The organism is Aeromonas sp. MR7 (assembly GCF_963899385.1).
In the GTDB taxonomy this organism is placed as follows: Bacteria; Pseudomonadota; Gammaproteobacteria; order Enterobacterales; family Aeromonadaceae; genus Aeromonas; species Aeromonas bestiarum.
Genome location: NZ_CAWQXH010000051.1, coordinates 1 through 15,239, shown reverse-complemented (window position 1 = coordinate 15,239; position 15,239 = coordinate 1). Strand labels below are relative to the sequence as shown.

Genomic DNA, 15,239 nt, shown 5'->3' with positions numbered 1-15,239 from the left:
CGGTTATGGATATCATGATGTGCCACCTTGGCATCAGCTTCGAGCAAGCCTGCGAACAGCTGGGCCTGAGTCCGGTGGAACAACAGACCCTGAGCCTGCTGCAGGAGCAGGATCCGCAAGAATAAGCCCCGACCGGGAAGATGAAAACGGCGCCTCGATGGCGCCGTTTTTATTGACCCTTGTCAGGCTCGCACCGCCCGTCGCCGTTGCAGCCCGACGATCAGCGCAAACAGCAGGAAGCCGGGCAGCCACATCAGCTCCTTGCGCCAGCGCTCGGTGGGCGCCTTGACCACCAGGATCTCCTGATCGAACTCCATGCCGGCCGCGGCGGCCGGGCTGCCGAAGGTGACGCTGTCGATCAGGGTCTTGCCATCCTGTTCATACAAGGCCAGCCCCAGGCTGGCGAGGCGGGCCTCCCCATCCTCTCCTGCCGGCACCGCCAGCAGCACGGTCGACTGACGCAACTTGCCCACCGCATCTTCACCCTGGACGCGCAGCCGCAGTGTGCTCTCCGCCTCCACCTCGCCCAGGGTCCGGGCCAGCTGGGCCGGCGGCGTCTCGCGATAGGGATCGTGCACCATGTCCATCCAGAAACCGGGGCGGAACAGGGTGAAGGCCACCAGCAGCAGCAGCACGCTCTCGTACCAGCGACTCTTCACCAGGAAATGGCCCTGGGTGGCGGCGGCAAAGATCAGCATGGCAACGGTGGCCACCATGAAGATCAGCACCCCGTGGGCGAAGTCCACGTCGATCAGCAGCAGATCCGTGTTGAAGATGAACAGGAAGGGCAGCGCCGCGGTGCGCAGGCTGTAGTAGAAGGCGGTGATGCCGGTCTTGATGGGATCGCCCTTGGAGACAGCCGCCGCCGCAAACGAAGCCAGCCCCACCGGCGGCGTCACGTCCGCCATGATGCCGAAGTAGAAGACGAACAGGTGCACAGCGATGAGCGGCACTATCAGGCCGTTCTGCTGCCCGAGCGTCACCACAACGGGCGCCAGCAGGCTGGACACCACTATGTAGTTGGCGGTGGTGGGCAGCCCCATGCCGAGGATCAGGCTGAGCAGGGCGGTAAGCAACAGCATCAGCAGCAGGTTGCCCATGGAGAGCATCTCCACCAGATCCGCCAGCACCAGACCGACCCCGGTCTGGGAGACGGCACCCACTATGATCCCCGCCGTGGCGGTCGCAATGCCGATGCCGATCATGTTGCGGGCACCGGCCACCAACCCCTCCCGCAGATCGACCATGCCATCGTTGAAGGTGCCGTAGTCGTGCTTGCCATCGCTGCGCAGCCAGTTGAGCAGCGGGCGCTGGGTCAGCAGTATGATCACCAGCATGACGGTCCCCCAGAAGGCCGACAGCCCGGGCGAGAGCCGTTCCACCATCAGGCACCACACCAGCACCACCACCGGCAGCAGGAAGTGCAGACCGGACAGCAGCACGGCGCGGGTGTTGGGCAGCTCAATCAGCGGCTTGTCCGGATCCTCCGCCGCCAGCGGCTCATGGCTGGCCGCTATTTTCAGCAAACCCAGATAGGTGATGGCCAGCAGCAGGGCTATGCCTGGCAGGGCGTACTCACCCAGCGCTGGCTTGAGCCAGCCCAGGCCATGGTAGACCGCCATCGACAGCCCGCTGATGAGGGCAGCGCCGAAGGCGAAGCCGGTCAACCGGCGCAGCCAGGGCTTGGGCTGATGACCACCTATGGGCTGCATGCCGAGCTTGAGCGCCTCCAGATGCACTATGTAGAGCAGCGCTATGTAGGAGATGGTCGCAGGCAGGAAGGCGTGCTTGATGATCTCGACGTAGGGAATACCCACGTACTCCACCATCAGAAAGGCGGCAGCCCCCATCACAGGCGGCATGATCTGGCCGTTGACCGAGGAGGCCACTTCCACCGCCCCCGCCTTCTCCGAGCTGAACCCCACCTTCTTCATCATGGGAATGGTGAAGGTGCCCGTGGTGACCACGTTGGCGATGGAGGAGCCGGAGATGAGGCCGGTCAGGCCGGAGGCCACCACAGCCGCCTTGGCCGGGCCGCCGCGCAGGTGACCGAGCAGACTGAAGGCGAGCTGGATGAAGTAATGGCCGGCACCGGCCCGCTCCAGCAGGGCACCGAACAGCACGAACAGGAACACGAAGCTGGTGGAGACGCCGAGGGCAATCCCGAACACCCCTTCCGTAGTGATCCACTGGTGGTTGGCCAGCGCAGTGAAGCTCACCCCGCGATGGGCCAGCAAGCCCGGCATCCAGGGCCCCGCCAGGCTATAGGCGAGAAACAGCAGGGCGATGACCGCCAGCGCCGGCCCCAGGGCGCGGCGCGCCGCTTCCAGCAGCAGCGGGATGCCGATGCAGGCGGTGATCAGATCCTCTGTGGTCAGGCTGCCCGGCCGCAGGGCCAGCGCCTGGTACATCACGAACAGGTAGCTGGCGGCCCCGGCGGCGATGAGTCCCAAGGCGATGTCGCCGAGCGGCACCCGATCCCGTGGCGATGAACGAAACGCCGGAAACACCAGATAGGCCAGCAGCAGGGCGAAGGTGAGGTGAATGGCGCGGGTCTCGGTGTCATTGAGCACGCCAAAGCCCAGCATGAAGGGCAGCGGCGAGGCGATCCAGAGCTGGAACAGGGACCAGGCCAGCGCCAGTGTGGTGATGAGCCCGCCCATGAGGCCGAACGGCAGGCGAGCGCCCACGTCCTGGGCGATCAGTTCCTCGGTAGAGAGTTGTTTATCTTGCATAGGGTTAACTTGTGCCAACGAGTACAACAAGAGCGACACCCGCCCCCGCAACCGGGCAGCGGCTGACGGGTGTCGAAGAGAGTGACCTGGGCCTTTGGGCCGTCAGTCAGAGCCAGCCGCGCTCCTTGTAGTAGCGGGCAGCCCCTTCATGCAGCGGCGCCGAGAGCCCCACCTTGATCATGTCGGCCTCTTTCAGATCGGCGAAAGCCGGGTGCAGGCGCTTGAAGCGATCCAGGTTGTCGAACACGGATTTGACCAGCTGATAGACCACTTCCGGATCAGCCTTGGCACTGGTGGAGAGCACCGCCTTGCCACCGATGGACGGGGTCGGCTGATCGCTGCCCTTGTAGATGCCGCCCGGGATCTCGGCCTTGGTGTAGTAGCTCTTCTCGGCCAGCAGCTTGTCAATGTCGGCACCGGTCACAGGTACCAGCACGGCGTCTGTGGTGGTGGAGGCCTCCTGGATGGCGCCGTTCGGGTGGCCGACGAAGTAGCTCATGGCATCTATGTTGTTGTCGCCAAGGGCGGAGGCCTGCTCGGCCGGTTTCAACTCGGAGACCAGACCGAAGTCACCCTTCTTCCAACCCTTGACCGCCATTATCTCTTCCATGGTGTCGCGCTGGCCCGAGCCCGGGTTGCCGATGTTGACGCGCTTGCCCTTCATGTCATCGAAGCTGGCGATCTTGGCATCGCGGCGCGCCAGTATGGTGAACACCTCGCTCTGCAGGGAGAAGACGGCGCGCATGTCGCCCATGGCCCCTTCGGTCTGGAACGGCGGCAGCCCCTTCATCGCCTTGTACTGATGGTCGGACTGCATGATGCCGAAGTTGAATTCACCGCTGCGGATGCCGTTGACGTTGGCCACCCCGCCACCGCTGGCCGGGGCGTTGCACTTGATCTGGTGATCGGCGGCGCCGCGATTGAGGAAGCGGCAAATGGACTGGCCCGCCACGTAGTAGACGCCGGTCTGACCGCCTGTGCCTATGGTCACGAAGCGCTCCTGCGCCTGCAGCGGACCACCAAACGAGACACCGACCAGGGCAGCCGACAAGGCACACGCCAGGGATAATCCTTTCATGTTGTTCATCCTTTTTGATTGATTCAGCTCGCCCGTTCCACGGGCGAATGCCGGACAAACCACCGTTCTGCGTCGGTGGTCATCCATGACCTCGATATGAGGAATCGGGTGAACGGCGAGCGTTCCCCAAAAAGCCACCAGCATCCTGTGGTGAGACAGTCGGCTTCATGCCAACCGAAGATAATTGGCCCGGAAGGGACCAATCAAAGCGTCATAACGGCTTCGATTAAGCACATGGCGCCAACATAAATCAAACAAAAACACAAAATGATGGATATGGATGACGAGAAATTTGAAGCCGATCATTAATTTACTGATCGGAGATTAATTGGAGTGTGCTACCGGTTGGCAGGCGGGGGATATAGACAAGATTCTTTTGCAGCCCTTGACTGGCAAGGGCTGCAACCTTGGTGACTTATGCTTTCGGCTTAGCCAGATCCAGGATAAACGCAAACTCCAGCGCGATATCCTCGTAGGCCTTGAAGCGACCCGACTTGCCGCCGTGGCCGGCATCCATGTCGGTATTCAGCAACAACTTGTTATCATCCGTCTTCAGCTCGCGCAGCTTGGCCACCCACTTGGCGGGCTCCCAATACTGTACCTGGGAGTCATGCAGCCCTGTGGTCACCAGCATGTTCGGGTAGGCCTGCGCCTTGACCTGGTCGTAGGGGCTGTAGGCCTTCATGTAGTCGTAGTAGCGCTTCTGGTTCGGGTTGCCCCACTCGTCGTACTCCCCGGTAGTGAGGGGGATGGACTCGTCCAGCATGGTGGTGACCACGTCGACGAAGGGCACCTGGGCCACCACGCCACGATAGAGCTGGGGCGCCTGATTGATGACGGCCCCCATCAGCAGGCCGCCGGCGCTGCCGCCCATGGCGTAGACCTGATCCCTGGCGCCATAACCCTGCGCCACCAGCGCCTCGGTCACGTCGATGAAATCGTTGAAGGTATTCTGTTTTTTCAGCAGCTTGCCATCTTCATACCAGTGGCGGCCCAGCTCCTCGCCACCCCGGATATGGGCGATGGCATAGACGAAGCCCCGGTCCAGCAGGCTCAGGCGAGCCGTGCTGAAATCAGGATCCATGCTGGCGCCGTAGGAGCCATAGCCGTAGACCAGCAGTGGATTTTTTGGCGACCCGGCACTCTCTTTCTTGAACAGATCCTTGCGATAGACCAGGGATACAGGCACGGCCACACCATCACGGGCGGTCACCCAGAGGCGCTCGCTGGCGTACAGCTCCGGCTTGAAGCCCGCCACCGCCTGCTGCTTGAGCAGGGTGCGCTTGCCGCTCGCCATATCCAGCTCATAGGTGGACGAGGGGGTGGTCATGGAGGAGTAGCCGTAGCGCAGCTGGCTGGTCTCAGGCTCCGGGTTGTAGGCGAGCCAGGTGACATAGGCGGGATCGTCGAAGGCGATCTCCTTCTCGTCACCGCTCTGCCAGTTTATCTGGCGCAGCCGGGTCAGCCCCTGGTTGCGCTCCTCCAGCACCAGCCACTCCTTGAACAGGGCATAGCTCTCCAGCAGCACGTCTGGATTGGGGGCGATCACCGCCTTCCAGCGCTCGACCGGGCTCTCCTTGGTCTCGTACAGGCCGAAGTTCTTGCCGTCCTTGTTGGAGCGCACATAGAAGCGACCGCGGTAGTGATCCAGGCTGTATTCGTGATCCACCTGACGGGGCAGGAACAGCCGCGGTGCCTGAGTCGGCACGTTGGCGTCGATGAGGCGCGCCTCGCCCGTGGTGGTGCTGGAGAGGGCGATGACGATGAAATCTTCCGAGGTGGTGGCATAGAGGCTGACGTAGAAGGTGTCGTCCTTCTCCTCATACACCAGGGTATCTTTCGCCGGATCCGAGCCAAGCTCGTGGCGATAGACCTGATAGGGCAACAGTGTCTTGGGGTGCTTGCGCACGTAGAACACCGTCTTGCTGTCATTGGCCCACACCAGGTTGCCGGAGGTGTTCTCGAGCTTGTCTGCGGCCCATTTGCCGCTCTCCAGATCGAGGAACTGGATCTGGTACTGACGGCGCGAGAGGAAATCTTCCGCCACCGCCAGCCAGCGGTTGTTGCGGCTCACCTCCAGGGCGCCAAGGGAATAGAACTCGTGCCCTTCTGCGCGCTGGTTGCTGTCCAACATCGGCTCGGGCTCCTGCGGCCCGTCCACCTTGCTGCGGGAGTAGATGCCGTACTCCTTGCCCGGCTCATAGCGGGTCTGGTAACGGTAGCCGTTCTTCATATAGGGGACGGACTCATCCTGCTGGGGAATGCGGGCCACCATCTCCTGGTAGAGCTGGTCACGCAGCGGCCGGGTCGGCTTGAGCATGGCCTCGGTATAGGCGTTCTCCGCCTCCAGGTAGGCCAGTACCTCGGGTTTCTGGCGCTCGTCATCGCGCAGCCAGTAGTAGTTGTCGACCCGGACGTCACCGTGTTTCTTGATGGTATGAGGGTGTTTGGTGGCCACGGGAGGCTGGATAAGGGTGTCGCTTGTGGGCATGGCGGACTCATCATTGGCATATGAACAGGGAACGGCAACCAGGCAAGCCAGCAGCAGAAGCCCTCGGGGAAAGGTGAACATGTCGCATCCTTTGCGCTTTAAAAGGGTTAGCAGACCTGAGCCTTGGCTCCTTGGATAGGGGATCAATCTGCCCCTTGTCGCCCCCAGTTGCAAGTTATCACCCTGCAAAACCCGCAAGAACAGGTAAAAGGGCCGCTATCTCGCGATAGCGGCCCTCAAACCTGACCATGAGCGACACAGGTTCGCTCAGGTGTGCCTCACATGATGGAGTCGTGCCTGCTCATGGCCAGTTTGCGTCAGCCGGGGTAGCTCGACCAGACTCTGGTCGCGCCCTCGTTGCTGATGCTCAGCACCTGGTAGGGCTGACCCGGAATATCCATGCCTGGCGCACTCTGGGGCATGCCCGGAATGGTCAGGCCGCGGATCGCCGGTTTTTCCTTGAGCAGCCTCTGCACGTCGGCGGCGGGTACATGCCCCTCCACCACATAGCCATTCACCACGCCCGTGTGGCAGGAGGCCAGCTGCGGTGTGATGCCGTACTGCTGCTTGATGGGATCGAGCTGCTCGGTTTCGACGACCTTGACCTCAAAGCCGTTCTCTTCCATGTGCTTGATCCAGGTCTTGCAACAGCCGCAATACTGGGACTTGTAGACGGTCATCTGCTCGGCCGCGAGGGCGGAGAAGCTGACGGTACCGGCCAGCAGGGCCAGTAACAGGGACTTGTACATAACTCACCTCAGATAAGAAGAAATACCCAAAAAAACAGGGGAACTCGACTCAACCTGGATGACGGGGAGGACGCTCGAGCCGCTCGAGCGGCGCGTCCGGCGTGAACAGGGAGGGAGAAACAAACTGCGGGCTATCGGGTTCCAGCACGGCCACCGTCAGGCTGTCGCTGGTGAGCACCGTCATGGCCAGCGCCGAGGTGAAGCTGCCGCATGGCATGGCCTTCTCCAGGGTACGCTCGCTCTGGCTGCAATGGGGCGTCAGGGTACAGAGATCGGTCGCCGCCCGGCTGCCAAACGACATCAGCACCATCAGCAGACTCCACAGGGGGAGCCAGCGGCAGGCGCGAGCGAGTTGGCGACGGGTCAGAACCATGACATGACTCATTGATCGGAGGAGCCCTATGGTAACCCTTGGCCCAGGGGGAGGGTCAAGCCCTCCCCTCATGGTCAGTCCGGATCAGGGTTGCTGACGGGTGGCCGCCAGCACGATTTCGCGTACGCAGACGTTGGCGGGCTGATGCCAGGCATAGAGCACGGCCTCGGCGATCACCTCGGGCGCGATCACGCCACCCATCTGATCCTTCCAGTCGTGATAGCCGGCCTTGATGTTCTCGTCCGTGGTGTGACTGAGCAGGTCGGTCTCGACCGCACCCGGGGCTATGGTCACCATGCGCACGCCGACGTCGGCCACCTCTTCACGGATATTTTCGGTCAGGGCGTGCACCGCGAACTTGGTGGCGCAATAGGCCGCATGGTTCGGGAAGGTCTTGCGACCGGCGATGGAGCTGATGTTGATGATGGTGCCGCTGCGGCGAGCCTTCATCCCGGCCAGCACGGCATGAACGCCGTTCAGCACCCCCATCACATTGATGTTGAGCATCTGCTGCCACTCGGCAGGATCCTGCACGTCGGCCTGCCCCAGCAACATGACGCCGGCATTGTTGACCAGGCAACCCACAGGGCCGAACCGGGTCTCTGCCTGCTGGACGGCGGCCTTCATGGCGGCCGTGTCGGTGACATCGACGCTGACACACAAGGCGTTGGGCAGACCCAGCGCCTGCATGGGCTCGACCCGGCGGGCCAGCAGCAAGAGTGGATGACCGGCGGCCGAGAAGGCGCGGGCGATGGCGGCACCGATCCCGGCGGAGGCACCGGTGATCATGACGAGGGACTTGGACATGGTATTTCCTTTTGATTCGATGAGAAACGGGATCACACAAGCGGCTGGCCAGCACGGAACTCAGTCACTATAGTCGCTGCATCCATCAGTGATAAATATTGTTTTCCGCTGGTTATCATCTGAAAAAACTATGGTTGGGCTCATGCTGGATCTGAGATTGCTGCGCTTCTTCATCGCCATCTATGAAGAGAAAAACATCACGGCGGCGGCACTGCGCTGCCACGTCAGCCAACCTTCCCTCTCGGCCGGCCTGCGCCAGCTGGAAGAGGCGCTCGGCGACAGCCTGTTCACCCGGGGCAAGAAGGGGGTTGAGGCAAAGGATCCGGCCCATTACCTCTATCCCCATGCGGTCAAGCTGGTGGAAGAGGCACGCCGCCTGCCGGAGCTGTTTCGCCAGAAGGCGACGCGCGCACGACTCAACATGGCCATCATGCCGGATCTGAGCCGCCACCGGCTGGCCGGCTTGCTGCAGCGGGTGCAGGACGTGCTGCCCGAGCTGGATCTCACCCTCTCCGACTACGGCAGCCCCGCCGACTGCCGGCTGACCCTGGATGCGCTGCGCCGGGAGGACGAGATCTTCCTGCCCCTGTGGGAAGAGGACTATGTGCTGTGCGTGCGCACCGACCACCCCCTCGCCAGCCGCGCCCGCATCGCGCTGACTGAGCTGCAGCATTATGATTTTATTGAGTGCCCGCCCTGTGAGGCCCATCAGCAGACCATAGGGCTGCTGGCCTGCGACCGGCTCACCCTCAATCTGGTGGCCAAGGCCGAAAGCAAGGGGCTGGTGATGGCGCTGGTGCTGGCGGGCGTCGGCATCAGCTTCCTGCCCGACGGCCTGGTGGACGACGAACCCGGCCTGTGCACGGTCGCGGTGAGCGGGCCGCGGATGTTTCGGCGCATCGGACTCTGCTATCCCGCCCATCAGACCCTGAATCCGGCGCTGCGCGATCTGATCCCGGAACTGGCGGGCTATTGCGCTTCTTGATAACGTCGCAGCTCAATGCATCTTCTTTTCACCGGTATCAGGCCCATCTTCAGGTTATGACTTCATGAAACGCATTCTGGTTCTCTTTTCACACCCGGCCCTGCAGAGCTCCCGGGCCAACAAGCAGCTGCTGCAGGCCGTCTCCGATCTGGAGGGGGTCACGGTGCACGACCTCTACCAGCACTACCCTGACATGTTCATCAACGTGAAGCGGGAACAGGCCCTGCTGTCGGAACACGACATCATCGTCTTTCAGCACCCCTTCTACTGGTACTCCTGCCCCGCCATCATGAAGGAGTGGATGGATCTGGTGCTGGAGTATGGTTACGCCTACGGCCCCGAGGCCCATGCCCTCAACGGCAAGCAGTGGCTGAGTGCCATCACCACGGGGGGCGCCCCCGACTCCTATTGCAGCGAGGGCTACAACCGCCGCCCGCTGCTCGACTTCCTGCTGCCGTTCCAGCAAACGGCGCAGCTGTGCGGCATGCGCTGGCTGCCGCCGTTCGTGCTGCACTCCTTTCACAAGATCAAGGATCCGGAGGCGCTGCGCCGCTGTGGCCAGGATTATCGCCAGCTGTTGTGTGCCCTGCGCGACGAGCAGCTGACCCCGGCCCAGCTCGGCGGCAGCCCCTATCTGCGGGATCTGCTGGAGGTGCTCTCATGAAACACTGTCAGTCATTTGGCCGACCCTGTGAGTCGGGCCAGACATGCGAACGGAGGGCCGGCTGATGGGTCACGGATTACTGTTTGATGCGCTTATCTACCTCTCGGCGGCGGTGATCGCCGTGCCGCTGGCCAAGCGCTGGGGGCTGGGTTCCGTGCTCGGCTACCTGCTGGCGGGCATCATCATAGGTCCCTTCCTGCTGGGGCTGGTGGGAGAGCAGAAGGATGTGATGCACTTCGCCGAGTTCGGGGTGGTGCTGATGCTGTTTCTGGTCGGGCTGGAGCTGCGTCCGGCCCTGCTGTGGCAACTGAAGGGGCCCATACTCGGCACCGGCGGCCTGCAAGTGCTACTCACCACGGGGGCCCTGACCGGGGTCGCTCATCTCATCGGCCTGCCCTGGCAACAGGGACTGGCCATAGGTCTCATCCTGGCTCTATCGTCCACGGCCATAGTTCTGCAGAGCCTGCAGGAGCGCAAGCTGATGCAGAGCGAGAGCGGCCGCTCCGCCTTTGCGGTGCTGCTGTTCCAGGATATCGCCGTCATTCCCATACTGGCGATCCTGCCACTGCTCGCCATAGCACCGGTAGCCAGCAATGGCAGCTCCGAGCTGGCCGGCTGGCAGCACGGCCTGCTGGTGGTGGCGGCCATCTCCGGCATAGTGCTGGGTGGCCACTACCTGATGCGCCCCGTGTTTCGGGCCATAGCCCAATCCCACATGCGGGAGATCTTCGTCGCCGCCGCCCTGCTGCTGGTGATCGCCATCGCTGTGCTGATGGAGTCGGTGGGGCTCTCCCCCGCCCTTGGCTCCTTCCTCGCCGGCGTGGTGCTGGCCGACAGCGAGTATCGCCACGAGCTGGAGGCAGACATAGAGCCGTTCAAGGGCTTGCTGCTCGGCCTCTTCTTCATGTCGGTGGGCGCCGGCATCAACTTCAGCCTGTTTGCCGAACACCCCTTGCTCATCCCGACTCTGGTGGTCGGCCTGATGGCGCTCAAGTGGCTGGTGCTGATGGCGCTCGGCTTTGTCATTCGCATCTCGCCGAGCCAACGCTGGACCTTCGGGCTGGCGCTGGCGCAAGGGGGGGAGTTTGCCTTCGTGCTGTTCTCGTTCGCCGCCCAGAACAAGGTGCTGCCCGGCGACACCATCTCGCTGCTCACCCTGGTGGTAGCGCTCTCCATGGCGCTGACGCCGCTCTTGCTGATCCTCAACGATCGGGTGATCCAGCCCTGGTTCGATTACCGCACCCACAGCGACGCACCGCAGCATGAGCAGCCGGAGCTGGTAGAACACCCGGTGATCATCGCCGGCTTCGGCCGCTTCGGCCAGATAGTGGGACGTCTGCTGCACGGCCACGGCATAGGCACCACCATACTCGAGCAAGATGCCAGCCAGATCGAAATGCTGCGCAAGTACGGCTACCAGGTGTTCTACGGCGATGCCAGTAGGCTCGACCTGTTGCATGCCGCCGGCGCCCACAAGGCCAAGCTGCTGGTGCTCTCCATCAACGATCCGGCCACCTCGCTCGAAGTGATTGAAATGGTGAAGAAACACTTCCCGCACCTTAAGATACTGGCGCGAGCCCAGGACAGACCTCACGCTCACGAGCTCCTGCGCCAGGGCGTGGGCAGCGTGTATCGGGAAACCCTGGGTTCCGCCGTGGATCTGGGGGTGGAAGCCCTGACCCAGCTGGGATTTCGGGCCAACCAGGCCTGGCGGGCGGGACAGACCTTCAAGCAGCACGACAACTGGTTGCTGCGGGAGCAGGTCAACTACCTGGACGACGAACACACCTATATCAACAAGAGCCTGCAATACCGGGATATCCTCTCCGATCTGTTGCAAGACGATCAGGAAGGACAGGAGCGCATTCACGCTCACAACTGGAACAGCGGTCTGCCCGACAACGACAAGGAAGCAATATGATTGCCTATTACCCCATGCTCAAACATCTGCACATGACCCTGGCCATCGTCAGCCTGCTGCTGTTCGTCTATCGCTGGATGCTCTCTCTCAACGGCAGCCCGCGTCTGCAACAGCGCTGGCTGAAGATAGCACCCCACGTCAACGACACCTTTTTGCTGCTGTTCGGGGTGCTGTTGGCTGTCACGTTGCAGATGAGCCCGGGCCAGCAACCCTGGCTGATGGCCAAGCTGATCGCACTGGTGGTCTACATAGGCCTCGGCGTCATGGCGCTCAAGCGACCGGCCCGCAACCAGAAGCTGGTAGCCGGCCTCGCTGCCCTGGCGGTATTCGGCTACATGGTGGGAGCCGCCATCAGCAAATCAGCCTGGTCCTGGCTGGCCTGATAACAGGTCGCCATCTGGTGGAGGGGCCGCGCCCCTCCACATCATCTTCTGTCTCTTCCTGCTATTTTTATTTTTTCCTCTCCCCAAAAACCGCAAGACAGCACTTTCATTTGCGATTTTTTCATCAATTAAAAGCCTCGATTGCTGCCCATCAAAACATGTATTAGCTTTAATATCATGCAGTTAAAGCAGTTTGTATGAAAATGGCGACAGTTGTCGCAGCAAAACTTGCGACATAGACTGTCGCATGTCATGGCTAGGATACACTCAACGCTAAACCAGTGAAGGCATGCACCATGAGTAAGAAGCTGTTACGACAACTGACCTTGGCGCGTTGCATCCCGCACCGCCCTTACAAGCTGACCGCCAGCCAACTCCAGGTAAAACTGGAAGAGGAAGGCATACACGTCAGTCTGCGTACCGTGCAACGGGACCTGGAGGAGATGTCCGGCATGGGGTTGTTCGACCTCACTTCGGATGAACGCAGCAAACCCCACGGCTGGTGCTTTGAGCGCCATGGCCTAAACGACTTCGCCAACATAATGCCGCTATCGCTGGCAGTGGCCCTGAAAACCTGGAGTGATCAGGCAAGCCAACTGCTGCCGGCAAGTGTGCTGACCGAATTGAACCCGCTGGTCGACAAAGCCAGCCAGGTGATCCGCGACAGCCAGAGTGAACTGGCCGAACGCTGGCTCGAAAGCGTGCATCAGTCACCGCGTCCGTTTGCCGGCAATCCTGAGATCCGTCGCAGCACCCTGATCCGCGATGCCCTCTGGCGCGGTCGCAAGTTCAGTGCCGAGATCCAGCGTGTCATCAAGGAACGTACCGTATGGCTCTGCTATGACCGCATCAATCCCCTCGGTATCCTGAATCAGGCCGACGGTCCGACCCTGCTCTGCACCCTGTCCGAGCTGGATCCCAAGGTGTACGGCATACCTTTCGATCACATCAAGGGCGTGGAGCTGACCAACTTCAGCGCGACCCAGCCGAAGGACTTCAATATCCAGAAGCTGATCCGCGATCAGGGCTACCAGGATGTCAGCGGCCCGATCCGCTTCGTCGGTCGCATAGATGCCAACTGCCCGACTCTGGTCGATGGACAGATCCCGGGCCACAACCCGCGCATGACCCGCTACGATAAGCGCAGCGTAGTCGTGGAGACCGAGGTACAGGACACCCCTGAATTTCGCACCTGGTTGAACAACATGAGCGGCAACCTGGAAGTGTTGGCGCCAGAGTCGTTGCGCAAGGCATATCCTACGCCTGGCAGCCGAGTCAGCTAATCCCAAAAAAGCCGAGCCCAGCCTCGGCTTTTTTGTATTCTTTTTGAGCATATTTATTCAACTAATTTTTAACTCTTGCCCGCTTAATTGAGCCGCGTTGTACCATCGTTTTCCCCCTGTTTTTGCGTGTGAGAGATCCGCCATAGCCGCTGTAAGAGGCCACTGTGTTGAGCCGTACGCGAAGCCATCTTTGAATCCATGTGCTTTCTAATGAAACAAACTAAGATAATGATTAGTATGGATTTATCTTGTTAATGGCTGGGTTTAACCAAGCCGGGTCATGCCGATAACCGCCCAACCTCCCTTGTTCCGCTATGCGGTTCCCTTAATATGGGTCTCACAAGGACGGAGCTGGTCCGGCAGGATGCAGGAACAGCGCATAAGCAGGGAATAATCCACAGGACGTGGTCAGGGACACCTCAGGATGAGGCCGGTAGCCAGGAAGGTTATCAAACGGATTGAACAGGACGCCACAGGATGTGGTTGTGGACACCTCGGGATGAGGCAGAGCGGTACGGATTGCGGCTCTTCAGGAAGAACAGGACCTCGCCGGATGCGAGCATGACAACTTCAGGATGAAGCGAGATAACCCGGATGGTTATCTGTCAGGACGACGCAAGGAACACCACGGGATGTGGTAACGGACACCTCCAGGATGGAGAGAGTGCAGCAATCAGGATCGATTGCCAGGCTAGGATGGCCACAGGACACCTCAACGGATTGGGAAGGGGATATTCCGAAGGATCAGGATAAAGTCAGGGATTGCAGGGAGCGTTGCAGTTCATGGACTGGACTAGATGACTTGAGGGGACGGCAGCTGCCGTCCCCTTTTCTTTTACCTCTTTACAGCCCTTGGTCCCATCGTTCGAGGGCCATGCGTGCACACCCCGCCTTAGATCAGCATCTACGGCTTATCCGCATCACAAGCCCCCCGAATGAACGTTTACAAGCGCAGCCTCTCTTAGAGGACATAATAAAGCCATCCATACAAAGTCTGATGGGCTTGGCTCAAGCGAAGGTGATGGTGATGGTGAGTGAAGCTATCCAGAGTTACACCATGGAGCACCTGCGTCAGTCACTGAGATCCAAGCACTTTAAATTGCTAGATGCTAGGGACGGGGGAACGAGCACAAGGGGTGACAGACTGGGATAGAGATGCCAGTGGCAAGTCGCCGCCCTACCTAGTATCCCTTACTTCCTTATTCCCGTTCGCAAATGCCAAAAAGCAAAAAGGCCTTCCCGATAGGGAAGGCCTTTCAATTTACTGGCGGAGCGGACGGGACTCGAACCCGCGACCCCCGGCGTGACAGGCCGGTATTCTAACCGACTGAACTACCGCTCCGCTGTCTGGTTAGCTTTTTGCTAAATTGTCTGCCGTTTCAACGAGGTGTCATCCTCTCGGCCAACGTCGTGATGTGCACGTCGCTGTTTAATTGGGTGCCTGGCAGTGTCCTACTCTCGCATGGCGAATGCCACACTACCATCGGCGCTACCGCGTTTCACTTCTGAGTTCGGCATGGGATCAGGTGGTTCCACGGCGCTATGGCCGCCAGGCAAATAACTTCAATCTCGGAAAGCTGACGTGAATAACGACTGATTGGCTATTGCCCGGTCGCTATCACTGAATTTGTAAGTAGTCTCGCACTTGCTACAAGTCTCAGAACACTTCTTGGGTGTTGTATGGTTAAGCCTCACGGGTAATTAGTATGGGTTAGCTCAACACGTCGCCGCGCTTACACACCCCACCTATCAACGTTGTGGTCTCCAACG

11 protein-coding genes, 1 tRNA gene and 2 rRNA genes are annotated in these 15,239 nt (G+C 60.7%); 5 read left to right on the top strand and 9 right to left on the bottom strand.

The genetic code is table 11. From position 1 onward, the window contains the following. Positions 1 to 182: 182 nt before the first annotated feature. The 6 genes from AACW87_RS20125 to AACW87_RS20100 all read right to left on the bottom strand — a co-directional run bounded on the left by AACW87_RS20125 (position 183) and on the right by AACW87_RS20100 (position 8,233). Complete coding sequence (locus tag AACW87_RS20125) at positions 183 to 2,735, bottom strand: TRAP transporter permease (protein ID WP_241325960.1); 2,553 nt, start codon at positions 2,733 to 2,735, stop codon at positions 183 to 185. 106 nt (positions 2,736 to 2,841) lie between these two features. Then, the gene (locus tag AACW87_RS20120; RefSeq protein WP_241280087.1) at positions 2,842 to 3,813 is read right to left on the bottom strand and encodes a TAXI family TRAP transporter solute-binding subunit; all 972 of its coding nucleotides are present in this window, start codon (positions 3,811 to 3,813) and stop codon (positions 2,842 to 2,844) included. A 415-nt stretch (positions 3,814 to 4,228) separates the two neighbouring features. After that, a complete protein-coding gene (locus tag AACW87_RS20115; RefSeq protein ID WP_241325959.1) occupies positions 4,229 to 6,385 on the bottom strand; it encodes a S9 family peptidase in 2,157 nt (718 codons plus the stop codon). Between the two features lie 236 nt (positions 6,386 to 6,621). Beyond that, complete coding sequence (locus AACW87_RS20110; protein ID WP_241325958.1) at positions 6,622 to 7,053, bottom strand: DUF411 domain-containing protein; 432 nt, start codon at positions 7,051 to 7,053, stop codon at positions 6,622 to 6,624. Positions 7,054 to 7,102: 49 nt separating this feature from the next. After that, entirely contained in the window at positions 7,103 to 7,426 is a 324-nt protein-coding gene (locus AACW87_RS20105) for a hypothetical protein (protein WP_241325957.1), read from the bottom strand. An 84-nt stretch (positions 7,427 to 7,510) separates the two neighbouring features. After that, positions 7,511 to 8,233, bottom strand: coding sequence for an SDR family oxidoreductase (locus AACW87_RS20100; RefSeq protein WP_241325956.1), 723 nt, complete (start codon positions 8,231 to 8,233; stop codon positions 7,511 to 7,513). A 142-nt stretch (positions 8,234 to 8,375) separates the two neighbouring features. Between AACW87_RS20100 and AACW87_RS20095 the strand changes: the two genes are divergently transcribed. From AACW87_RS20095 to AACW87_RS20075, 5 genes are all read left to right on the top strand, one after another. Beyond that, entirely contained in the window at positions 8,376 to 9,218 is an 843-nt protein-coding gene (locus AACW87_RS20095; protein WP_241280080.1) for a LysR family transcriptional regulator, read from the top strand. Positions 9,219 to 9,282: 64 nt separating this feature from the next. Next, a complete protein-coding gene (gene kefF / locus AACW87_RS20090; protein WP_043141385.1) occupies positions 9,283 to 9,882 on the top strand; it encodes a glutathione-regulated potassium-efflux system oxidoreductase KefF in 600 nt (199 codons plus the stop codon). A gap of 64 nt (positions 9,883 to 9,946) precedes the next feature. Next, a complete protein-coding gene (gene kefC / locus AACW87_RS20085) occupies positions 9,947 to 11,803 on the top strand; it encodes a glutathione-regulated potassium-efflux system protein KefC (RefSeq protein ID WP_241325955.1) in 1,857 nt (618 codons plus the stop codon). Further along, entirely contained in the window at positions 11,800 to 12,186 is a 387-nt protein-coding gene (locus AACW87_RS20080; protein ID WP_241280075.1) for a SirB2 family protein, read from the top strand. The genes kefC and AACW87_RS20080 overlap by 4 nt, the downstream gene beginning before the upstream one ends. A gap of 296 nt (positions 12,187 to 12,482) precedes the next feature. After that, entirely contained in the window at positions 12,483 to 13,469 is a 987-nt protein-coding gene (locus AACW87_RS20075; RefSeq protein WP_042868514.1) for a helix-turn-helix transcriptional regulator, read from the top strand. Positions 13,470 to 14,734: 1,265 nt separating this feature from the next. On the opposite strand, the gene AACW87_RS20070 is transcribed toward AACW87_RS20075, so the two are convergent. From AACW87_RS20070 to AACW87_RS20060, 3 genes are all read right to left on the bottom strand, one after another. Beyond that, positions 14,735 to 14,811 (bottom strand) — tRNA-Asp (locus AACW87_RS20070). A 97-nt stretch (positions 14,812 to 14,908) separates the two neighbouring features. Continuing rightward, positions 14,909 to 15,023 (bottom strand): 5S ribosomal RNA (gene rrf / locus AACW87_RS20065). 126 nt (positions 15,024 to 15,149) lie between these two features. Beyond that, positions 15,150 to 15,239, bottom strand: a 23S ribosomal RNA gene (locus AACW87_RS20060); the annotation flags it as partial.